The sequence below is a fragment of the Acinetobacter ihumii genome (assembly GCF_900625095.1).
GTDB lineage: Bacteria > Pseudomonadota > Gammaproteobacteria > Pseudomonadales > Moraxellaceae > Acinetobacter > Acinetobacter ihumii.
The window spans coordinates 2,122,192-2,144,619 of the sequence record NZ_LR130760.1 but is presented as its reverse complement, the minus strand read 5'-3'; the positions used below and the strand labels follow the sequence as shown (position 1 = coordinate 2,144,619).

Here is a 22,428-nt window from a genome sequence, read left to right as displayed (position 1 = left end):
TGTTGAGATTAAAAATGGGTATCTTAGATAAATTAAATAGCTTCGCAACTAAGTGTGCTGAAGGTGCTTCTAAACTTGAAGAAAAAACAGCAAAACTGGCTGAAAATACTAAAAATTATGCTGAGGAAGAAAGAGTTAAGGATTTTTATAAAATTAAAGGTGAATTAATTGAGATAAATAAAAAGCAGAAAGAAGTAGGTATTGAAGAAACAACAATTTTTGATTTCTTTAAAGACCGTCCTGAATATGCAGATTTATTGGAGTTAGAACGAAATAAACCGAATTAAATTTTTAATTCAACTAAGAACGACTATAATTCAATGAATTTCTATTCATTCTATGAGTTTTAAGAAAGTTGCTTCTCAAAGAAATTTTTATATACGTTGCTCGTGTCTAAATCAATAATATATAAGTTATTCGCTGTTCTTGTCAGTCCAGCATAAACAATTTCTGGACTATCATTAGGTTGAATGATCAGAAAAGTGGTGTCAGCTTCAAAACCTTTAAAGCTATGAATCGTTGCAATCTTCATTAAACCAGAATTGGCATTAAAACTTCTTTTTTTAAATTTGCGAAACTTATCTAGTGCTTTTAATTTCTGTTTTGCTACATTTTTCATATAGTTCATTAATTTTTGGATTTCAGATTGAATCTGATTAATATCAGATAGATGACAAGACTTTAGTTTTTCTTCTAATTGAATTTTGTTTTTTAGAAATTTTTCAACTCTCTCATTAAAATTTTTTTGAATTATTTCATATTCAGCAGGTGTCTCAAAAGTACTATCTGTTTTTTGAAATTTAAAATTATTTTGTAGATTTCTCAAAAAATCAATTTTTGAAGAGAGAATGCTAATATCATTTGGACTTATACTTAACGTTTTTAATGTCTGAACAATAAAGTCATAGGTTGCTTGAACACTATCTGCCTGAGGAATTTGTAAATACTTTTTATCTGAAAACGAAAAAGCTAGGTTTTCAATAATGTCATGCTCTAATTGGTCTGGATATTCCTTTAGAAAAGTGTCTTTATATGCATTACAGAGATCAGCAAAAGCTTTATCATCTTGCCTATGTGAGATTTTTAAATTTTTCCAATGACCAAATCCACGCGTAACAGGATAATCTTGCTTATTAATTAGTCTATTATAAATATTTTGATTTTGATCACCAAATAACACCATCTCCCCATCTTCAGCTAAGAAATTGGAAATTATTATTTCTAACCACTCTACTTCAAAATCTTGAACTTCATCAATAAAAATAGTTTGGTACTTTATTGGACTTTCATTAGCTTCTTTAAAAAGATCTGTTTTAAATACTCTTTCAAAAAAATCCTCTAAAACTAGTTTTTCATCTCGGGCATTTTTTTCAATTTCAAATAAGTCTTTACTTGATAGACCAATAATTTCAGCATTTGATTTTTCTGGAAAGTCTAAGTCAAGAATTTCATTATTTTCAAAGTTTTCAAGATCCTCATCTTGATCACCTGATGTTGGAAAAGGAATGCCTAAATTGTTAAGTTGGGATTTAAAAAAATAATGATAGTTGCTTATTTCAATTGATTTATTGTCAAACTCTAAATTATTAAATCGAAATGATTTTTTAATTTTATCACGTATTAGGTTTCGAAGAGCTAAGTTATATGTCAACACTAGCACAGTACTATTGTGCCGCTTAAATGCACGAGCAGTTTTTTCTGCTAGTAATGTTGTTTTTCCGCTACCAGCAACACCTCGAATTTTCATTTTTGTATTTGGAATACTATCAAGTAATTTCGTTTGATATTTATCGAAAGTATAGTAATGACCTTGTTCTTCAACATGCTTAGGAGGAAGTAAGATTTTTGTAAAATCATCATAAATATGATCTTGAAATATAGGATTTTTTTTAATGCTATTTATTTTTTTAATTAAACTAGAGATATTGTCTTGAGCAAAGGTATTAAATCTATCCCTTTCTAGTTGGTATTTTTTGAAACTGTATCTTTGCTGATTGGCTGAACTTATAAGTTGTTTTACTTCATTGATAGGACGATCATAGAGTGCAGATAATCTATCTTTTGTTGTAGTATGTAAATATACAAAGCATTGAATTGTTTTATAAAAGTTAGAATTTAATATATTTGCAAAGCCTAATGATGGTATGTGGAGTTCAAATAAATGTGACTTATATTTGAATGCTTGTTGCATTGGTGCGCTGGTTCTTATTTTTGGATTGTGAGTTGTGCGCCAATGATTATTTTTATCTATAAAATAATTTGACATATCCCAGTCTTTGACTTCAATAATAATTGCACCATGCCCTTTTTTTAAAATTAAGAAGTCGGGACGATCTCCATCAAGATAAGGATTGAAATAAACATCAAATGTATCATCTAATTCTTGTGCTAGTTTATTTAAAAGAAATGATTCACCTTCAGTTGGTTTGACTGTGAGTTGATCAATAATTTCTAAACTTGGGAAAAAATTAGCCATTTGAATAGTTTTTAATTTAAGTGATTAAAATATAACATTTTAATTTATGTTTATCAATTATTGGGCCAGTTTCAAAATGTGGTGGTACATCTAAAAATACTATAAAATAGTATCCAATTTTGCTTTTGCAAATTTAACTCGTTTCACCAGAACCTATTTATCATAAGGTTTTGAAAAATAGGAAATATTTATGAGTACTCGGTTTTCTGCACTCGTTTCTAAACTTAAAGAAATTTTTCAAATCAATCGTCCTGATTTGGATTTTGGGGTTTATCGCATTTTAAATGCACGTAGTGCCGAAATTGCTGAGTTTTTGGATAAGCGTTTAAAAATCAAAGTTGAACAATACCTTGGCGAAGCAAAGTCGAGTCTTGATGAAAATGTTTTAAAAGAATTAGAAGCTGAGCTGAAAGCAGAATTTGGCAAACGTGCGTTTAATGAGCAAGGCCAACTTATTGCTGCTGAAGCAATAGAAAGTGCATTAGGTCAAAAATATATTGCGTTAACTCAAGTCGATGTCAATGAAATGACAGATCAGTCGAAAGTGTATAGTCATTTGCGGACTTTTTTTAGCCGTTACTATGACGAAGGTGATTTCATTAGCCAACGTCGTTATAAGGGTGATACCTACTCTATTCCTTACTCAGGTGAGGAAGTGATGTTACATTGGGCAAATAAAGACCAGTACTACACAAAGTCTGGTGAGATGTTTAGCAATTATCGCTTTAAGCTGAATGAGGAGCGTTCAGTTTTATTCCGCTTGGTCAGTGCAGATACAGCTCGTGAAAACCGTAAAGATAATGACAAAGACCGTCGCTTTATTATTGTGACTGAACCAAAGACCTTCACTCGTATAGATGAAGACGGTGAAGAGTTTGAAGAAACGATTGTTCCATTTTCTATTCAAAATAACGAACTAACCATTCTTTTTGAATATGCGACTTTGCCGAAAGGCTCGAAGCAAGAAGCACTAAATACTGAATCGCATAATAAAATTTTGAAAGCGAATGTTTTAACTGCTGATTGGTTAAGTGATTTAGCTCAACCGGCACCAACAGAAAAAGAACCAAAACGTACTGTGTTGCAAAAGCACTTAAGTACTTACACGCAGAAAAATACAGCAGATTATTTTATTCATAAAGACTTAGGTAAATTCCTACGTCATGAGCTTGATTTCTATATTAAAAATGAAGTGATGCATTTAGATGATGTGGTGAGTACCGATCAATTTATTCAGATTGAACGTCAGCTCAGTATTATCAAATGTTTGCGTCAAATTGGTTTAGAAATTATCAGTTTCTTAGCATCGCTTGAAGATTTTCAGAAAAAGTTGTGGTTAAAGAAAAAGTTTGTCGTTAGTGCTGAATACTGCATTACTTTAGACCGAGTGGACGAGTCTTTATATGTTGATATTGCAGGCAATACAGCACAGTGGCAACAATGGGAAGATTTAGGTTTTAAAGGTACAGATGCAGGTTGGGGAACGGTTGAATATTTAAAACAACACCAAGCTTTAATGGTGGACACTTCATTATTTAGTCCTGAGTTTAAAGCCAAGCTTCTAAAAAAAGTTGATGATTTAGATGCTCAAACTGATGGTGTAATTATTCATAGTGATAATTTTCAGGCTCTAAAGTTAATATCTGAGAAGTATCAAAAAGAGATTCAATTTATTTATATAGATCCCCCTTATAATACAGATGCTACACCTATTATTTATAAAAATGGGTATAAAAGTTCGACTTGGTTGACTATGTTGGAAAACAGATTAACTAGTTCTATTAACCTTTTAAAATATGATGGAGTAATATCATTAGCTATCGATGATACAGAACTTAGTAACCTTAGTAGTTTTTTGGATAAAAACTACACTAGTTTTGAACAATATAAAAGCATCGTTAATCATTATCCTGGCTCGGGAACTGGTCGTTCTAATGTAACTAGAACTCATGAATATGCTTTATTTATGGTTCCCAAAGATATGGATATTTTGAGAGGAGAAGCCTCGGAAGGTGGTATTCGTGAAAGAGGATTTTGCAGAAGTGGGCAAGGTGAAAATAATTTCAGATATGGGCGTCCAAATAGTTTTTATGCAGTTTTAGTTAATCCTCAAACTTATGAAATTATCGGTGTAGAGGAACCTCCTAAGCTAGGGGAAAGTTATTCAACTAATGATACAATTGATGGCTGTAAAAGGGTTTATCCTATTGGTCAAGATGGCAGTGAAAGATGCTGGACATTAAGTTATGAAACAGCAAAACAAATAATAGAGAAAGATAAAAATATATTATTCTCTAGCCAAAATCTTGTTATTAAAAGAAGGTATTTTGATGAAGCCTCAAGATGGCTATTGCCAAGTTTATGGGTTGATTCTAAATTTAGTGCAGTTAGTCATGGAACAAACTTATTAACTAATTTATTTGGCTCAGGTGGGAAGTTTAGTTATCCTAAATCATTATATACCGTGAAAACTGCTATTGAGGCTGCTACACATCATAATAAAGAAAGCTGTATTTGTGATTACTTTGCAGGTTCAGGCACAACTGCTCATGCAACGATTGCTTTAAACCGTGAGGATAATGGAAATCGTAAGTATATCCTTGTAGAACAAGGGGAATATTTTGATACAGTGATTAAACCTCGTATCCAAAAAGTGGTGTATTCAGCAGATTGGAAAGATGGTAAACCAACCAGTCCTGAATCTTGTATTAGCCACTGCTTAAAAGTCATCAAACTTGAAAGTTATGAGGACACTTTAAACAACTTAGAATTGGTACGTAAAGGCGCACAGCAAAATCTTTTAGCTGAGCAACAAGCTTCAACCAAGCCTGAAGATCAAAATGCTTATAGTGATTATCTCATGCACTATATGCTTGAACTAGAAAGCAAAGATTCATTGCTCAATGTTAAAGATTTCCTAAAGCCATTTAGCTATCAAATGAATATCACAACTGATAGCGCAGGCGCTTTTGAGCGTAAAACTATTGATTTGGTTGAAACGTTTAACTATCTCATTGGACTGAATGTTCAATATGCAGATTATCAGTTAGATAAAGGCTATGTACAAATCACTGGTAAATTGCGTACAGGTGAATACACCACAGTTTTATGGCGTGATTGTGAAAAAATTGGCTATGCAGAGCTCGATCAATTACTTGCAAAACTTAAAATTAATCCAAATGATGGCGAGTACCAATTGATTTATATCAATGGTGATCACAACATCGCGAGTAAGTACACAACCAAAGAGGGTGAAGAAAAACAACTTAAAGTCCGTTCAATTGAACAAATGTTCTTAAAGAATATGTTTGAGGAGTAATGCACTGTGGCAAAAGCTCCAAAAGCAAAGACTAAAGCGGTTAAAGTTAATTTTCATGATCAGTTGATTTTGAATAAATGGTTGTGGTCGAAGTTTAATCCGAATCGTTTGGAAGGCATGAAGCAACAGCTAGACTATCCTCAGTTTGAGGGAATCGAGCATGAAGGTGATAATGCAGGGCAAACGAAATTTTTTAGTGTAATCACCAACACACTGTTTAATAAACAAGTTTTTGATATTGATGTTCTACGTCGTTATGACTTAAACATTGTGAAGCATTGGCAAAAAATCACTGAAAAACGTAATGAAATAGAAGGGCATGTTTTAAACCTAAAATATTTCCAATACCTTTCATTGCTATTTACAGAACTGTATTTAGATCAATATTTTAATCATCAAGCGGACATGCTCAATGAGCTAAATGTTGAACTTCAACAATATAATGATGATCAGAAAATTGATGCAGATCAATTTCAGCAATATTTACCTGAAGACCTAAATAAAATTGGTTATTGGAATGCGACAGGTAGTGGTAAAACACTGCTTATGCATGTCAATATTTTGCAGTATTTAGACTATTTCCAACATCAAAATGGCGATAGCACTTACCCAGACCAAATTATTTTACTTACACCGGATGAAGGTCTAAGTGAGCAACATTTGCAAGAACTCACTGACTCTGGTTTTCAAGCGACCTTGTTTGATAAGCAAAAAAGCCGTAATAGTCTTTATAGAGATGAAATTCAAATCATCGATATGAATAAGCTGAGTGATACGGATGGTGATAAAACTGTTGCGACGATGAGCTTGGAAGGTAAGAATCTTGTTCTGATCGACGAAGGGCACCGTGGTACGAGCAGTAGTGCAGGTGCTTGGATGGAGCGTCGTGATATTCTTACTAAAGATGGTTTTAGTTTTGAGTATTCAGCTACCTTTGGTCAAGCTGTGAGTAAGGCAGACAACGTTTATAAACGCTTTGAAGATGCCAAAAAACAGAAAGCAAAAATGTTGTATGGTGTGGCGATTAATAAGCTAACCGAAGAACAGAAAAAAAATATTCAGCTCGATGATTTAGAACAGCAAAAATACCGTCGGGAAGCGCTTAGAGAAGTCTATGCTAAAAGTATTTTGTTCGATTATTCGTACAAATATTTCTATGCGGATGGTTATGGTAAAGAAGTTAATATCCTTAATATGAAGGAATATCATGAGGATGATGAGCGTAATCTATATCTCACAGCATGTTTACTCTCTTTTTATCAACAGCAATATTTGTTTAAAAAGAATCAAATAAAGTTAGCGAAATTTAATATTGAAAAACCACTATGGGTCTTTGTTGGTAACAAAGTTAATGATGAGGACTCTGACATTTTGACCATCGTCAAATTTTTGGCAGACTTCTTGGATTCATCACGTAAGCCTAAGGTGATCGGTTGGCTGCATGACTTAATTACTAATACATCTCGTTTGGTTGATCCTAAAGGAAACAATATTTTTGCCAATCGTTTTGCACCTTTATACGGTCAAAATGCAACTGAACTCTATCAAGATATTTTAAAATGCTTTTTCAATGCGACGTCGAATCAACGTTTGAATGTAGTTCGTATTACTGCTAATAAAGGCGAGTTGCGCTTACAGGTTGGTGAAAGTACACCTTTTGCAGTCATTAATGTCGGTGATGAAAAAGGCTTATATGATAACTGTGAAGAATCAAGTCAGACACATTATCTAAATGCACGTACTGATGATTTTGCGGATTCATTATTTCCTACATTAAATAATGATGATAGTGAAACACATCTTCTGATTGGTTCTCGTAAATTTACTGAGGGATGGAGTAGCTGGCGTGTCTCCACTATGGGCTTATTGAACATGGGGACTGGTGAAGGCGCACAGATTATTCAGCTCTTTGGTCGAGGCGTGCGTTTAAAAGGTGAGAATTTTTCTTTAAAAAGAACACCAAGAGAAATTTACAATAAAGCTGAGTATAAAGGGCTACATTTAGATTTGATGCAAACCATTAATATTTTTGGTTTACGTGCTGACTACATGGAGAAATTCCGTGAATACTTGAATGATGAAGGCATTATCCTGAATCAGGATGTGGTCACATTGGATTTTCCAACAAATAAAATTAAAGCGCCTCGTTTAAAAACGCTGACTTTAAAAGATGGCTATAAAGATAATCAAGCCAATGGTTTTAAGGCTCAGTCAAAACTGTCAATGTTCAAAATTCCAAAACACTATGAAGGAAAAATTAAAAAACCTTTTGTTGTTTTGGACTTGTATCCTCGTTTGCAGGCCTTTCATACAGATAAATCCAAGCGCCAAACGGACATAAAAGATAAGCGTCAAGAACATGAAATTTCACCAAAAATCATGTGTATGTTTGATTTTGATGAAATTTACTTGCAACTTCAGCAATATAAGTTCCAGCGAGGATATAGCAACCTACAGCTCAACGTTGATGATTTACAAGAGTTTTGTCTAAGAAAGATCAAATCGTCTAGGGAAGACTGGTATAAGCTTTTGGTCGATGCGTCTGAGTTAACTAGTGATGTAGGTGGAATTAGAAAACAGCAAGCTATTCTAACGGAGCTTTTACAATCCTATATGGATAAGTTCTACCATGCGATTAAGAATGCCTATGAAGGACAGTTTTATGAAGTGACTGATTTTAGTCTAGATGATAAAGATTTACCTGTACAAATTTGTGAGCAATATACCCTCACAGCGAAAGAAGGTAAAAATAACGAAGCTCAAGAAGTTTTTGACCGATTAGAAACTTTGAAAGAATTAGTAAGTAACGGTGAAGTTGAAAAGCTAGTGCCTTGGAAAGAAGATGGGAGCTTTAGAGCAATTACGTTTGATCGTCATCTGTTTTATCCATTATTAGATAAAAGGGATGAAAGTCTTCCGTTTACATGGTCGCCAATGTTATTTGACTATACGAGTCATACGCAAAGTAGTGAGGTAAGGTTTGTTGTAGATTTACAGACTTTTATCAATACACCAGATGCCAATGAAGTTTTGAAAGATCATGAACTCTATTTGTTGCGTAATGCTGATAATAAGTATCGTGGACTGGGTTTTGCCTTAGCTGGTAATTTTTACCCTGACTTTTTATTGTGGCTAGTGAACAAACAAACAGGGCAGCAATATTTAACTTTAGTTGATCCTAAAGGCATCCGAAACATGAATCATGATGATGCTAAAATTGAGTTCTATAAAGAAATTAAAAATATTGAGGCTAAGCTTGAGCATCCTGATTTAACGTTGAACAGTTTTATTTTATCTGTTACGCCAATGAAAGATATTTTAAATAACACTCTTTCTGAAGGAGAGTTTGCTGAAAAAAATGTTTTGTTTATGGTGGGGAATGGTACAGTTTATCTTGGGCAGATGCTTAGAAGAATACTTCGATCGTAGTTCGAAGTATTCTTAATTTTTAAAATTTTAGAATATTAATTCAATATATTGCGCCTTAGGGGGAGTTATGTCTGGTCAATATGAAAAACCGTTGACGATAAAAGAAGCTGTAAATGCTATTCAATCAAATGACTTTTTATTACCTGCAATTCAGAGAAAATTTGTTTGGACAAGTAATCAAATTTGTCAGTTATTTGATTCAATCTTAAGAGGATACCCAATAAATTCTTTTATGATGTGGGAAATTACAGATTCTGAAATTAAGAAAGATTATAAATTTTATGAATTTTTGACAAAATATTGTCAGCGGTTTAATGAGGAAAATCCCTATATTGAAATTAATGCGAGTAGTAAAAACTTTAAGGCAATTATTGATGGCCAACAAAGATTAACATCATTATATATTGGTTTATGTAGTACTTATGCTTATAAACAGCCAAGAGTATGGTGGCCTACAGCTTATGATGAAAGTGTTTTACCACCACGTAAATTGTATTTAGATTTATCTCAACCTTTAGATGATGATGAGTCAATGATGTACTATAACTTTAAATTTTTAACTGATATTCAGTTTGAACAGTTGAATAACTCGGGTATAAAAAACTGGTTATGCGTGCATGATGTACTAAATATGCCTAATGTAGATTTAGCTGATGCTATATTAAAAGTAGTTTTTCCAGAGTTGTCACATAGAAATTTATCTACGAATAGTTTTGCTTCTGAAACTCTTTTGAAGTTGTATATGGCTGTTCATAAAGAACAATTGATTCATTATTTTAATGAAAAAAGCCAAGAAGTTGATCATGTATTAGATGTGTTTATTCGCACAAATAGTGGTGGTACAAAATTAGCTTTTTCAGATTTGTTAATGTCTATTGCAGTAGCGAATTGGAATGGTGACTTTAGAAAAGAAATTGAAAATTTAACTAATTGGATTTATCAGTCACAAGACTTGGGTTTCTATATTGAGCGGGATTGGATCTTAAAAACAGCATTAATGTTGATAGATGAAGATGTGCGTTTTAAAGTAAAAAACTTTACTGCTGAGCGAGTACAGCAAATTCAAACACAATGGGAGCAAATAAAAGACTGTATAAAAGAAACATTTAAGTTGATTAGAAGGTTTGGGGTTAATGCTCAATCTTTAACTTCGAAGAATGCAGTAATACCAATCTGCTATTATTTGTACCAAAAAAATGATGAATTTGGGAAACCGTTATATTTAACTATTAATGATTTATCTAAGCAAATTGAGCAAAGAGACAAAATTAGTCAATGGTTTTATATGGTGCTTTTAAAAGGTGTATTTGGCGGTCAAGCTGATTCAATTATTTCAAGTATGCGACGAGTTATGAAAACTAACTTGTCAGAACCCTTATTTCCATTGGAAAAAATTATTAAGACTTATGAGGCTACAAATAAAGATTTGCGTTTTGATGATGCATATATTGAGAATATGTTGAATATCCAATATGGCGAAGCTCGTTGTAGGGCAGTTTTGCACTTATTATTTCCAGAGTTGAAATCAACAGAAAATTTCCATATAGATCATTTGCACCCTCAAATGCTTTTTGCTAAGAAAAATATAACAAAGTTACAAAACCTGACAGATGAGCAGAAAGAATTTTATATGAATGCTAATCATTGGAATTCTATTTCAAATCTGCATTTATTAAATGACTCATTAAATCTTTCAAAAAGTGATCAGTCTTTAGAAAGCTGGATCAAAAATAATACTTATAGTTTTGCAAATAAAGATTTACTTATAGATGATTCTATTTCACTTGGTTTTGCAGATTTTGAAGACTTCTATAAAGCTAGAAGGCAGGCATTGAAACAAAGGTTTATTGAAAGAGTATACATTCAGAATGTTCAACAAGAGACTAAGTCAGTGGATTTAGATATTGATGATCTGGAAGTGGATGATGACTTATTAATTGCTTAATTACTAAATTTATAATTAAGCCTTATGTAAATAAGGCTTAATTTGTGAAAAACTGTGAAGATTAATTAATAAAGTTTTTCTAGTAATTTATATTCTTTTGCATTTTCTGTTAATGGAATCATTTCAAGATTTTTATATCTGAACAACGTTGGCATTTCATGAAATAAGTCAAAAAAGAAAGATACTGATTCTTTGTACATTTCCTGTTTTAATTTAGAGAAATCTGGTCTGTAGAACTCGCCTGAGCCAAGTATTGGTGTATAGAAAACTTTGACATGATTAATGTGAAGACCAGGTAAGTGCTGACTGATAAAATAATTCACCATATTTTCAAAGTTAATTTCGTAGAAATCAATAGCTCTCTCTTCATCATATTCATCACTTACATTAGTGATAATTAGCCATGTTTCTAAGCTATATGGATGATATATATAAATATCTGCTGAAATATATTCACCATCTTCATTTTCATAACCCGCAGGTAAGGGAGTATAAAAGCCATCAAAGGCATTAGTTACAAGTTGAGCTTGAGACTTTTCTGAATCATCAGCAAAGTTACGAATAGCATCAACTGTACTTTGATGTAACTTAAATGCTTTGTTAACTATTCCGCGACGTTCATTGCTCTCTTGATTAATCTCAGTTCTAGTTTTTACCATAAAGGAACCCTTTTAAATTTTTATATCAAATAAAGTAGGATATCCTACTTTATTTTGATTATAGGGTATCCTACAAATTTATGCAAATAAAAATTCCTTTAATTGGATAATTTTGATAATCAGCCTTTAATTTTATTCCTCAGCCCATCAACAAAATCAGACCACTCCTGCATCATCTTAATCCGATAGTCTAAATGCTGAGCATGGTTATAAGCCTGCGAAACAGCATTACCAACTTTATGAGCTAATTGAATTTCAATGGCATCATGCATATAACCTTGCTCATGCAGCGTAGTGGAGGCAAGGCCACGAAAGCCATGACCAGTCATTTTACCGTTATAACCCATTGTTCGAATTGCACATAAAAGTGCGTTGCTGCTGATAGGCTTGGCTGTGCTGTAATTATAAAAAACATATTGTTTATTGCCCGTTAGAGGTTTCAGTTTTTCTAATAGCTCAAGTGCTTGTTTAGATAATGGCACGATATGTGGTTGAGCCATTTTCATTTTGTGAGCAGGAATACGCCATAAACAATTATTATAATCAATCTCATTCCACTCCATCATTCTGAGCTCTGCTGTCCGTACAAAGGTTAGGGTCATGAGTTGTAAAGCAGATCGAATAATAGGGCTACCATGATAACGATCCATTCGTTCAAGGAACGCAGGGAACTCAGAAATATCTATACGCGCCATATTTTTTACTTTACGTGGTTTAAGCGCCTCTCCTAAGTGGGGAGTTGGATCATTCTCGATAATGCCTTTACGAATTGCAAATCGAAAAATACGACCCGCTAAAGGAATGGAACGTTTAGCCATTTCTTGCGCACCACGCGCTTCAATTTTTTTTGCACAAGCAAGCACATCTTTACCTTTGATCTGATCAATCGGCATATCACCTAGATCAGGGAAAAGGTCTTTTTCAAATACCGATAAATCACGTAAATAAGTCGCCTCTTTAATCACTGCTTTCCGATCCTCCATCCATTCCATCGCGAGTGCTCTGAAAAGGGTGCTTTCATCTACTTGCAGTTTTCTCTGCTTCTTCGCTTCATTCGGATTAATTCCATCTTTTATTCGAAATCGAGCTTCATCCCGAATTCTTCTGGCCTGTGCAAGTGAGGTATCAGGATAGGTGCCAATACTAAAAATATTTTCTTTGCCAAAAAGACGAAACTTCATACGCCAGTGCATACCACCTGAAGGGCTAACTTCTAGATACATACCCTTTTCATCAGGATATTTGGTCTTCTTTTCTAATGGTTTTATTTTTCTGATCTTTGCATCTGTAAGCATTGTGATCATTCCGTTTAGAATCTGGGGGTAAAAAACTGGGGGTAAATTATTTTACCCCCAGTTATACCCCCAACTATATCAAGATTGCAATAGTTTGGGTCAGATTGCATTAGACACAAAAAAAGCCTGAATCTTTTAAATTCAGGCTTTTTAGGACAACATTGGATGTTGTTAGTACTGATCTTGGCGGTGAGAGAGGGATTCGAACCCTCGATACGCGTAAACGTATACACACTTTCCAGGCGTGCTCCTTCAGCCACTCGGACACCTCACCAAGGCGAGCGATAATAGCTAAAAAATGGCGAGCTGCCAAGCCGAAAACAATTGATTTGAAGAAAAAAAAATAACTTAGTGCTAATATGGCGCAAAAATACTGTTTCAATATTGAAGATTAAGTATGCAAAGTCCTGCAAAAAAAGCCGCATTACCTGCGATTACGCTGGCAGCATTAGGCGTGGTGTTTGGTGACATTGGAACCAGTCCCTTGTATGCCTTTGCACAAACTTTTACCAGTGCACATGTTAGTATTTCTGAGGCGACAGTATTAGGTATTCTCTCGCTGATTTTCTGGTGTATCACGCTTTCCATTAGTTTCAAGTATGTCACTATCGTGATGCGTGCAGATAATAATGGCGAAGGCGGAATTATGTCGTTATTGGCACTGTTACTGCGTATTAAAGAACTCGGTCCTCAGCAAAAAATGTGTCTAATTGCTTTGGGTTTTGTCGGGGCTTCGCTCTTTTTTGGTGATGGTATTATCACGCCAGCAATTTCTGTTTTGTCTGCTATTGAAGGCTTAAGTATTGCCACTCCTGCATTTGATCAATGGCTGATGCCAATTGCTCTGGGCATTCTCACTGCTTTATTTATTGTACAGCGTCATGGCACAGCCACCATGGGCAAATTCTTTGGTCCGATTACGCTGGTGTGGTTTATTTCAATAGGGCTTTTGGGGCTATGGAGTATTATTCAGACTCCGCATATCCTTTTGTTTGTCAATCCCTTATGGGCAATAGAATTTGCCATTCATCAACCTTTCGTTGCATTTATTGCCATGGGGTCAGTGGTGCTCACCATGACAGGTGGTGAAGCCTTATATGCCGATATGGGACATTTCGGACGTTTACCGATCCGTCTGGCATGGTTCATTATTGTGTGTCCCTGTTTATTACTGAATTATGCAGGACAGGGCGCTTTATTACTTCGTAATCCAGAAGCAGTATCCAATCCATTTTATTTACTTGTTCCTGAATGGGCACTTTTCCCAACAATTGGTTTGGCAACGGCTGCCGCCGTGATTGCTTCACAAGCAGTAATCACGGGTGTATTTTCCATGGTCAATCAGGCGATTCAGCTACGTTATTTACCCCGTCTCAGTGTGATACATACTTCCGATGTTGAGCAAGGACAAATTTATGTCCCCTTTATTAACTGGGTGTTGTATATCTCCGTTTTTATTCTGATCATTTTGTTCGAAACCAGCAGTAGTTTGGCCAGTGCCTATGGTGTGGCGGTGACCATGACCATGCTATGTGTCACCATCTTAATTTCTGTGCTGGCTTATGGCGCATGGAAGTGGCCATGGTGGAAAGTGGCCATGTTTGCCATTCCGTTCTTGGCATTAGATACTATTTTTGTGGCTTCGACCTCACTCAAGATTTTAGCAGGTGGTTGGGTACCAATTGTGATTGGTATTGTCGTGTTTACCATCTTAATGACATGGAAACGCGGTCGTGAAATTGTCTACAATCGTCTGGAAACCGATGCGTTGCCAATGAGCCTGTTTATTCAAAGTATAGGTTCAAGTAATGAAACACATTTTGTTCCGGGTGAAGCCATCTTCTTGACGGGAAATCCGAATATTGTCCCGCATGCGATGCTACATAATATTAAACATAATAAAGTGCTACATGAACGCAATGTCATGGTCACTGTATATACGCAAGATATTCCGTATGTCGCCGATCAGGATCGTATTCAATTAGAAAAACTGGATGAGCATTTTTATCGAATCTTTGTGTATTACGGTTTTAAAGATCAGCCGAATATTCCTCAGGCCTTAAAACAAGCCTATGAGGAATGGGGCTTTGATTTTGATATGATGCAAATTAGCTTCTTTATTTCACGTGATCGTCTGATTCATACGGTTGGAGATGGCATGTCACCTTGGCGTGAAAAACTATTTATTTCGATGCAGCGCAATACCAGTCCAGTCAGTGATTTTTATCAGATCCCACCGAACCGTGTGGTTGAGTTGGGCAGTCAGATCGAAATTTAAAAGTTTATATTCATCTTTTGTTCAGGTCTAAACGAAAAGCATAAAAAACCAGAGTCTATTCAGACTCTGGTTTTTTTAGATATTTAAATTTTTAAATATTATTGAGCAGCAGGTTCTGAGATTTGCTCAGGAGTAGCATTCAAATTTTGATCTTGCATTTCAGCAGGTGCTGCCTGCATGGCTGGTGCCTCAGGATTAGCGGCTTCAGGCATGGCTTGAGCTGGTGCATTTGGATCAATCGCTGGTGTTGCACTCGCCGCAGGGTCTGCTATTTCACCCTGATGCGGTGTCACCGCCTGTACATCTTGTGGCTGAATAGGTTGAGCCTGTACGGGTGCGGACTGTGCCGAAATAAGCTGAACTTTACCACTGTTGACTAAGTCTGCCAGAGAGCCCGGTTGTCCATTGACTGTGGTGGTAATTTTAGCTTGCGAAAGGCTTTCTAAAGTCTCACCTGCTTGAACAGGCGGCTCCGCAAAAACAGCCATACTTGATAAACCTGTCATTAAACCAGCAGCAATTAATAACTTAGAGCGCATCATGGTCTCCTTCATTCAATCATTCTTTGTGTGTCGTGAGCTTACCTTGACACACTGTGTTGAAACTTTTCAATCAAATATACGAAACTTAGACCGATCACTTCGTGAAACATAAAAATAAAACGACAAACTGTTACGCGCATAGCTTATTTATTCATCAATTTGCGTTGATGTTTTGCTCAAATGACCAATGGCTGAATATACAGTCAAACCTTGAGTTGCTAAGCTCTTGCCTAGATTTTTAATTCATGTAGAAGATTGTGGCACGCAAAAAGACCAGAGCACGTTCAGAAGTCTCTTGGATCAAAGAACATATCGGTAAATTCTTTTTGGGCACTGTCGCGGCGGGAAGTTTTGTGATTGCTTTTGGTGAAGGCAAGGTTTCTCAATGGATGAGTCCAATGTCGGGCAATGCTGCTTGTCTCAATCAGTTTTATCGGGACATTCCACCCTTTTTAATTAAAGAAAGTCTAAAGAAAAACAGTTATGCACTGTGTTTGAATGATTTCAATGTGATGTATTCAGGTCTCTCAAAAACGCCGCTTTGGGTATCTGAAAAGCTCACTCCACAACGATTGAGTCAGCGGATTAAACGCGAAGATAATTTTCATGAAGAAACCCGAATTCCAGAAATGCATCGGGCATTGTTAAGTGATTATCGAAGTTCAGGATATGATCGTGGTCACATGGCACCTAATGGTGATATGGGGAACACTCAAGCACAATTTGACAGTTTTTCATTGGTGAATATCGTTCCACAAGCCCCAAAAAACAATCAACAAGTTTGGCGTGAACTGGAGGAGGCAACCCGTGCATTGGTCACCAAGCAAAAACAAGATGTGTATGTCATCACAGGGCCGGTATTTGAAGGTAGAAAACTTAAAACCATTGGACGAGGGGTGATTGTTCCAAGTGCAGTCTATAAAGCCATTTATTTGCCAAAAACGGGGGCGATAGGAGCTTATTACGCGCCAAACGACAACTCTTTGCAGGTTAAAGTGGTCAGTGTTTGTTATCTTGAAGAAAAACTGGGAATGAATCTTTTCCCGCAATTAACAGAAGAACAAAAACGCAATGTTTATCAGCTTCCGCTGAGTGCGTCGCAAGTGAAAATGCAAAAACCGCTGACTTATTTACATTGGGATGGTGAAAGTCAGTGCGCTGAAGAAGTTGAACAACAAACCATGAGTGGAGTGCAAAAGCAGTTTACTCAGCAGAAACAGCAAGCGCCAACCCTTGAGGCACAAGGCATAGATGACGACACTAAACAAGCCATTATCAAACAATTAGTTGACGCGCTCTTGCATTATTTTTTACAAATTTTGAGATAAAGATGCCGCGCTAAAACTAAAAATCGGTTAATTTCAAATCAAACCCAATAAAAGAGACATAAATAAATGTTTAAACCTTTTGAACAGGGTAACCAGTCTTCCAGTATTCATGATTTAACTCTGGAAAATCAGTTAGATTGTGTCAGTTTATATGGCAATTTGCAGATCACCAAAGATCAGGCAGGGCTTAAAACCGCTCATGTATTACAGTCCTTTGTGAATAGCATTGTGGCTGAACTAGAAAAACAACCGCTTCCAGAAAACATTCAACTCAAATCTGAACAAGAAATTGATAATCCGTTTTTATAATTTAACTTGATCGTTGCTGTCGCCATTGCTGTGGTGTCTGTCCACTCCATTGTTTAAAAGCACGTTGGAATGCACTTTGTTCTGAATAACAAAGCAATAATGCAATTTCCTGTAAGCTTAAATGTGGATCTTTTAAATATTCAGTCGCAAGCATATAGCGTACTTGCTGTGTTCTTTGCTGAAAGGTCATGTCTTGTTGTTGTAAGTGTCGCTGTAATTGGCGCACAGACAAACCGAGCTGGTTTGCAACTTGCTCAATCTGACATTCATTTTTTTGCAGCCCTTTTAAAATCGCCTGTTGTAAGCGTTGATCCAGTTGAGAGGATTGCGGAAGTTGTTGCAGAAGTGCCTGTGCCTGCTGCATCAGTAACTGCTGAAGAGTGTGGTCTGCATTGCCAATCACTTTGCTGGATTCAGTCATTGGAATCAGGATTTGGGTCTTGGCTTGAGAAAAACGTACCCGACAATGAAAATAACGTTCATAGACGTGTACATCTTTGGGCGCTGGGTTAATGAAATGGACTTCATGTAACTGAATACGTTCTTTACACATAAATTGCTGTAAAAACTGCACCATTAAAGCAATTGCGATTTCGTCAGTCAGTTGGGTAGGATGCAGTTCGGGTTCTTCCCAGCGAATTGAAAAATAAGGTGCTATAAATTCCACTTGCAATAGACTGCCATCATAAACCAGTCGATGAAAGTCCTGATAACGTTTTAACGCTTCTCCCAAGCTTTCGCAGGATAATGCAATATAGGCCAAAATCCCTAAATGTTTAGGCTGAACATATTCAGCTATTTTTAAACCAAGTCCCGCTTGAGGATGTTGTTGATTAATCTGTTGTAATAGTTCACGCCAGATCACATAGTCAAAACGTTCTAAATTCTGGATTTCCTGTAACTGCTGTGGTTGCTCAATTCCTTCTGATTCACAATACAGTTGCAGTAAATGTCCCAGTCCCCCATAGACTGAGCCTGCATAGCTTTTTAGTTTCGACATCCCTGTGCACTCTTGTTTTTGTCGTGTTTTGTCAATGAATCCTTCACATCCGTCAATACATAACACAGAAAAATTCTTATATTCAAGTCTAAAGGGAGGATTTTATAATGATTAAAGGTTTTGTGGCAGGGTTAATCTTGGCCAATGGCTTTGAGTGGGTGGCACATAAATATTTATTACATGGTGTACATCGTCAAGGCAAACCACGCTTTAGTCCAACACCGAAGCAAATGGAATCACACTGGGCGCATCATCGGGAAGTCCGCAAAACCCAGTTTCAGGATGATTGTTATGTTGAAGGCTTACAGAACTGGCGAACCCGTAATGAGTTAGCCGCATTGGTGGTGGTTGCCAGTGTCTCAAGTGCAGCAGCTTACCCTTTTTCAAAAGGCATGGCATTGGCCTTTTGGTATAGTGCAGGCAATTATTTCTATGTACATCGCCGTTCGCACCTAGAACCCGAATGGGCAAAACGTCGTATTCCATGGCACTATGATCATCATATGAACTCAAATCAGGATGCCAATTGGGGGGTTACCCGTCCATGGTTTGACTATATATTGGGGACACGTGTGGTGTCATCACCCGATTTAAAAGAAGCCAATCCGCTAGGTTTACCATTCCCTGCAATATTGTCTGAAAAATTGACCGTTGCCATCGAACGATTTTTTCCAGCCAAATACGTCGAGCAAAAGCCATCTTTGGCCAAAAATATTTCACCTGAAAATCAGTCCAGCATTGCAACGGATTCGGTGGCATGAATAAAAAGGCAGCCTGATCAGCAGGCTGCCTTTTCATCTGTAGAGCTGAAAATGTATGATTTTAGACATCATACCAGCTTCAACCCAGTGCATTTTTTACAAACGCATTTCAATTCCTTGTTCCGCCAAAAAGCTTTTGGCTTCGGGAATGGTATATTGTCCAAAATGGAAAATACTGGCAGCTAAAACCGCATCTGCACCACCTTGTAAAATCCCATCGGCCATATGTTGCAGATTGCCAACACCCCCCGAAGCAATGGTTGGAATTGAAACTCGGTCATTAATGGCACGCATCAGGGCGATGTCATAGCCTGCTTTGGTGCCATCGGCATCCATACTGGTGACCAACAGTTCACCTGCGCCGTATTCTGCCATTTTCACTGACCATTCTAATGCATCAATCCCCGTGGGCTTACGACCACCATGTGTGAAAATTTCCCATTTATTTTCACCAGTTCGTTTGGCATCAATTGCCACCACAATACATTGTGCGCCAAAATGTTGAGACGCTTCTTGTACAAACTCTGGATTAAAGACCGCAGCGGAATTAATACTCACTTTGTCCGCTCCTGCATTTAGCAGTAAACGAATATCTTCTACTTTACGGACACCGCCTCCCACCGTTAAGGGAACAAACACGCTTTCTGCCATCCGTTCTACCGTGCGATACGTGGTGTCACGCTCATGATGCGTTGCTGTGATATCCAAAAAAGTGATTTCATCTGCACCTTGTTCATTGTAGCGACGCGCTACTTCAACAGGATCACCTGCATCACGGATATCTAAAAACTGAACACCTTTAACGACGCGGCCATTATCGACATCAAGACAGGGAATAATACGTTTTGCAAGCATGGTGACATCCAGCGGTATGGGTCTAAATCAATAAAGTTCACGAGATTCAACAGAATCTTGATAAACTGTAGCCCTATTCTACCAAACTTATATTTGTTGCACGCAGGTTTTTTATGTCGGTTTACACTCCCTTGAGTCTAGAACAAGTTCAAGCTTTCGCTTTACCTTACGGGTTAGAGGTAATTGACTTGATTCCAATTCAGGGTGGAATTGAAAACACCAATTATTTTTTAGTCACGGCCACCGCCCAGCAATTTGTACTGACCGTGTTTGAAGAACTTGATGAACAAGGTGCCAATGAACTGCCACCCGTGTTACAGCATTTGGGACAACACGGCATTCCCGTAGCTGTACCCCTGAGCTATGAAGCAAACTTTATTCATTTTATCGCGGATAAACCTGCGCAAATTGCACCAAGAATTGCAGGACAGCATCCCATTCCACCTTCGCTTGCACAAATTAAACAGATTGGCAAAGCTCAGGCACAGTTGCATATGGTTTTACAAGATGTTCAATTTGAACGTCAGAGTAATCGAAACCATCTCTATTGGACAGGTGTGGCTGAACAACTTAAAACCCAGATGAATGCAGATGATTTAGCATTATTAGATCAGGTTTATCAGCATTTTAACCGTCAACGTGAGCAACATCCTGATCGACCACAGGGCTGGATTCATTCAGACTTGTTTCGTGACAATACCTTGTTTGAAGGAGATCAGTTACAAGGCATTTTAGATTTTTCTGAAATGAATCGGGATGACTGGTTATTTGACATTGCAATTGCCATCAATGATTTTTGTACTGAACATCCAAGTGTTGAACTTAATTTGAATAAACTCAATGCATTTATAGAGGGTTATCAAACAGTTCGTCCATTAAGTACCGATGAACACGCCTGTTTAGCGATTTATTTGGCGATGGCGGCCTGTCGGTTTTGGCTATTACGCTTGCAGGTTGCGCAGCGTAATGCTCAAGAAGCACGGCAGGGGGATGATATTTTGCAAAAAAATCCACTGGAAATGCGACTATTATTGGAAAACCGTATGGCACGTCTAAGCGACTAAACCAAGAAAAAGGGAATACAAGATGCGTGATCAAGGACGTCTGGTTCAGTGGTTCGATGAAAAAGGCTATGGTTTTATTCAGCCTAATGATATAGATAAAGACCGTGTATTTTTACATATCAAAGATTTTGCGCGTCCCGGACCACGACCTATTGTGGGTTGTGCTTTGGAATATGTGGTGATTCTGGACGAACAAGGTCGTTATCGTGCCAAACAAGCGACGTATCTGAAAGCAACTCAAACGCGTGTTACCTCGCCAAATACACAACAAGTGCACAACACCGCGACGAGTTCGGCACGATTCGCTCCAATGCAACTTGCCGCCATTATTTATATTGTGGCTGTGGCTATTCTAAGTGCGATGCATCTGCTTCCTGCCTATAGTTTTATTTTTATCGCGCTGATGAATGCATTGAGCTACTGGCTATATGCACAGGATAAAGAAGCTGCTCAATTGGGAAATCGGCGAGTACCTGAACAAACTTTACATATTGTCTCATTTTTAGGCGGCTGGCCTGCTGCATGGTTAGCACAACAAAAACTGCGACATAAAACACAAAAACAACCGTTTAGGAAGATTTATTTTTGTAGCATAGTTTTGAACATACTTTTATTGTTATGGCTGATTTCTCCTTTCAATGTGGTGGTACGTTAGGAGATCAATAAAATAAATCAGAAGGTGCATCTATGAATTTTCCCTCAGAACAACTCCAATCCAATAAAACCCTAACTCTTGTTCTTTATATCTTATATATTGCCGCGATTTTTAGTGCAGGGCTTCTGGCCATTGTTGCACTCATCATTAATTACGTAAAACGTCGTGATGTTGAAGGAACATGGCTGGCCAGTCACTTTACTTGGCAGATCCGTACATTTTGGTGGTATTTGTTTTGGAATATCATTGCCTTTGTACCGTTCTTCTTCTTATTTTTTACAGGTGATAACGATAACTTATTTGCAGGAATTGCGTTGTCTGCCAGTACCTTTTGTGTTGCTGTTATTGGCGGAGCATGGATCTGGATTGTTTATCGTGCTATTCGCGGACTTATCGCCTTAAATGATAATAGGGCGATGTATCAATAATTTCACTCATGATTGAATAAGAGAAGCCACGTGCTTCTCTTTTTTTGTCGGATTATGGTGCATCTTGAGCGATCTTTGCGCACTT

The 22,428-nt window shown here is 36.8% G+C and carries 17 protein-coding genes and 1 tRNA gene; 11 read left to right on the top strand and 7 right to left on the bottom strand.

Annotated elements, in window-relative coordinates:
- Positions 1 to 14: 14 nt before the first annotated feature.
- Positions 15 to 287, top strand: a complete 273-nt coding sequence (locus tag E0D95_RS10060) for a hypothetical protein (RefSeq protein WP_130803723.1) — start codon at positions 15 to 17, stop codon at positions 285 to 287.
- A 59-nt stretch (positions 288 to 346) separates the two neighbouring features.
- Here E0D95_RS10060 and E0D95_RS10055 read toward each other — a convergent pair whose 3' ends face one another.
- The gene (locus E0D95_RS10055) at positions 347 to 2,476 is read right to left on the bottom strand and encodes a nuclease-related domain-containing DEAD/DEAH box helicase (RefSeq protein WP_130803722.1); all 2,130 of its coding nucleotides are present in this window, start codon (positions 2,474 to 2,476) and stop codon (positions 347 to 349) included.
- 190 nt (positions 2,477 to 2,666) lie between these two features.
- On the opposite strand from E0D95_RS10055, the gene E0D95_RS10050 reads away from it, so the two are divergent.
- From E0D95_RS10050 to E0D95_RS10040, 3 genes are all read left to right on the top strand, one after another.
- Positions 2,667 to 5,795, top strand: coding sequence for a site-specific DNA-methyltransferase (locus tag E0D95_RS10050; protein WP_130803721.1), 3,129 nt, complete (start codon positions 2,667 to 2,669; stop codon positions 5,793 to 5,795).
- 6 nt (positions 5,796 to 5,801) lie between these two features.
- Positions 5,802 to 9,224, top strand: coding sequence for a DEAD/DEAH box helicase family protein (locus E0D95_RS10045; protein ID WP_130803720.1), 3,423 nt, complete (start codon positions 5,802 to 5,804; stop codon positions 9,222 to 9,224).
- Between the two features lie 67 nt (positions 9,225 to 9,291).
- Positions 9,292 to 11,169 carry a DUF262 domain-containing protein gene (locus E0D95_RS10040; RefSeq protein ID WP_130803719.1) on the top strand — a complete coding sequence of 626 codons (1,878 nt, stop codon included), beginning with the start codon at positions 9,292 to 9,294 and terminating at the stop codon, positions 11,167 to 11,169.
- 65 nt (positions 11,170 to 11,234) lie between these two features.
- On the opposite strand, the gene E0D95_RS10035 is transcribed toward E0D95_RS10040, so the two are convergent.
- The 3 genes from E0D95_RS10035 to E0D95_RS10025 form a co-directional block, all read right to left on the bottom strand.
- Positions 11,235 to 11,828: a hypothetical protein gene (locus E0D95_RS10035; protein ID WP_130803718.1), complete on the bottom strand. Its 594-nt coding sequence runs from the start codon at positions 11,826 to 11,828 to the stop codon at positions 11,235 to 11,237.
- A gap of 119 nt (positions 11,829 to 11,947) precedes the next feature.
- Positions 11,948 to 13,123, bottom strand: a complete 1,176-nt coding sequence (locus E0D95_RS10030) for a tyrosine-type recombinase/integrase (protein ID WP_130803717.1) — start codon at positions 13,121 to 13,123, stop codon at positions 11,948 to 11,950.
- Between the two features lie 184 nt (positions 13,124 to 13,307).
- Positions 13,308 to 13,397 (bottom strand) — tRNA-Ser (locus E0D95_RS10025).
- A gap of 123 nt (positions 13,398 to 13,520) precedes the next feature.
- Here E0D95_RS10025 and E0D95_RS10020 point away from each other — a divergent pair.
- Positions 13,521 to 15,401 (top strand): potassium transporter Kup, encoded by a 1,881-nt coding sequence (locus E0D95_RS10020; protein ID WP_130803716.1) that lies wholly within the window; start codon positions 13,521 to 13,523, stop codon positions 15,399 to 15,401.
- 98 nt (positions 15,402 to 15,499) lie between these two features.
- Here E0D95_RS10020 and E0D95_RS10015 read toward each other — a convergent pair whose 3' ends face one another.
- Positions 15,500 to 15,943, bottom strand: a complete 444-nt coding sequence (locus tag E0D95_RS10015) for a hypothetical protein (protein WP_228258846.1) — start codon at positions 15,941 to 15,943, stop codon at positions 15,500 to 15,502.
- 254 nt (positions 15,944 to 16,197) lie between these two features.
- Here E0D95_RS10015 and E0D95_RS10010 point away from each other — a divergent pair, with 254 nt between their 5' ends.
- On the top strand, positions 16,198 to 17,271 hold the full coding sequence (locus E0D95_RS10010) for a DNA/RNA non-specific endonuclease (RefSeq protein ID WP_284690733.1): 1,074 nt from the start codon (positions 16,198 to 16,200) through the stop codon (positions 17,269 to 17,271).
- A 66-nt stretch (positions 17,272 to 17,337) separates the two neighbouring features.
- Entirely contained in the window at positions 17,338 to 17,580 is a 243-nt protein-coding gene (locus tag E0D95_RS10005; protein ID WP_130803713.1) for a hypothetical protein, read from the top strand.
- A gap of 1 nt (position 17,581) precedes the next feature.
- Here E0D95_RS10005 and E0D95_RS10000 read toward each other — a convergent pair whose 3' ends face one another.
- The gene (locus tag E0D95_RS10000; RefSeq protein ID WP_130803712.1) at positions 17,582 to 18,580 is read right to left on the bottom strand and encodes an AraC family transcriptional regulator; all 999 of its coding nucleotides are present in this window, start codon (positions 18,578 to 18,580) and stop codon (positions 17,582 to 17,584) included.
- Positions 18,581 to 18,687: 107 nt separating this feature from the next.
- Here E0D95_RS10000 and E0D95_RS09995 point away from each other — a divergent pair, with 107 nt between their 5' ends.
- Positions 18,688 to 19,341, top strand: coding sequence for a sterol desaturase family protein (locus E0D95_RS09995; RefSeq protein WP_130803711.1), 654 nt, complete (start codon positions 18,688 to 18,690; stop codon positions 19,339 to 19,341).
- A gap of 96 nt (positions 19,342 to 19,437) precedes the next feature.
- On the opposite strand, the gene hisF is transcribed toward E0D95_RS09995, so the two are convergent.
- Positions 19,438 to 20,196, bottom strand: coding sequence for an imidazole glycerol phosphate synthase subunit HisF (gene hisF / locus E0D95_RS09990; RefSeq protein ID WP_130803710.1), 759 nt, complete (start codon positions 20,194 to 20,196; stop codon positions 19,438 to 19,440).
- Positions 20,197 to 20,309: 113 nt separating this feature from the next.
- Here hisF and E0D95_RS09985 point away from each other — a divergent pair, with 113 nt between their 5' ends.
- From E0D95_RS09985 to E0D95_RS09975, 3 genes are read left to right on the top strand one after another with little or no spacing between them, the layout of a single operon-like run.
- On the top strand, positions 20,310 to 21,260 hold the full coding sequence (locus E0D95_RS09985) for a homoserine kinase (protein WP_130803709.1): 951 nt from the start codon (positions 20,310 to 20,312) through the stop codon (positions 21,258 to 21,260).
- Positions 21,261 to 21,282: 22 nt separating this feature from the next.
- Positions 21,283 to 21,915 (top strand): DUF1294 domain-containing protein, encoded by a 633-nt coding sequence (locus E0D95_RS09980; protein WP_130803708.1) that lies wholly within the window; start codon positions 21,283 to 21,285, stop codon positions 21,913 to 21,915.
- A gap of 32 nt (positions 21,916 to 21,947) precedes the next feature.
- Positions 21,948 to 22,343 (top strand): DUF4870 family protein, encoded by a 396-nt coding sequence (locus tag E0D95_RS09975; protein WP_130803707.1) that lies wholly within the window; start codon positions 21,948 to 21,950, stop codon positions 22,341 to 22,343.
- Positions 22,344 to 22,428 lie beyond the last annotated feature (85 nt).

Coding starts and splice junctions, on each gene's coding strand:
- E0D95_RS10000 (WP_130803712.1), bottom strand. CDS start 18,580: ATGTCGAAACTAAAAAGCTATGCAGGCTCAGTCTATGGGGGACTGGGA.
- E0D95_RS10020 (WP_130803716.1), top strand. CDS start 13,521: ATGCAAAGTCCTGCAAAAAAAGCCGCATTACCTGCGATTACGCTGGCA.
- E0D95_RS09980 (WP_130803708.1), top strand. CDS start 21,283: ATGCGTGATCAAGGACGTCTGGTTCAGTGGTTCGATGAAAAAGGCTAT.
- hisF (WP_130803710.1), bottom strand. CDS start 20,196: ATGCTTGCAAAACGTATTATTCCCTGTCTTGATGTCGATAATGGCCGC.
- E0D95_RS10055 (WP_130803722.1), bottom strand. CDS start 2,476: ATGGCTAATTTTTTCCCAAGTTTAGAAATTATTGATCAACTCACAGTC.
- E0D95_RS10050 (WP_130803721.1), top strand. CDS start 2,667: ATGAGTACTCGGTTTTCTGCACTCGTTTCTAAACTTAAAGAAATTTTT.
- E0D95_RS10015 (WP_228258846.1), bottom strand. CDS start 15,943: ATGATGCGCTCTAAGTTATTAATTGCTGCTGGTTTAATGACAGGTTTA.
- E0D95_RS10060 (WP_130803723.1), top strand. CDS start 15: ATGGGTATCTTAGATAAATTAAATAGCTTCGCAACTAAGTGTGCTGAA.
- E0D95_RS09975 (WP_130803707.1), top strand. CDS start 21,948: ATGAATTTTCCCTCAGAACAACTCCAATCCAATAAAACCCTAACTCTT.
- E0D95_RS09995 (WP_130803711.1), top strand. CDS start 18,688: ATGATTAAAGGTTTTGTGGCAGGGTTAATCTTGGCCAATGGCTTTGAG.
- E0D95_RS10035 (WP_130803718.1), bottom strand. CDS start 11,828: ATGGTAAAAACTAGAACTGAGATTAATCAAGAGAGCAATGAACGTCGC.
- E0D95_RS10040 (WP_130803719.1), top strand. CDS start 9,292: ATGTCTGGTCAATATGAAAAACCGTTGACGATAAAAGAAGCTGTAAAT.
- E0D95_RS10005 (WP_130803713.1), top strand. CDS start 17,338: ATGTTTAAACCTTTTGAACAGGGTAACCAGTCTTCCAGTATTCATGAT.
- E0D95_RS09985 (WP_130803709.1), top strand. CDS start 20,310: ATGTCGGTTTACACTCCCTTGAGTCTAGAACAAGTTCAAGCTTTCGCT.
- E0D95_RS10030 (WP_130803717.1), bottom strand. CDS start 13,123: ATGCTTACAGATGCAAAGATCAGAAAAATAAAACCATTAGAAAAGAAG.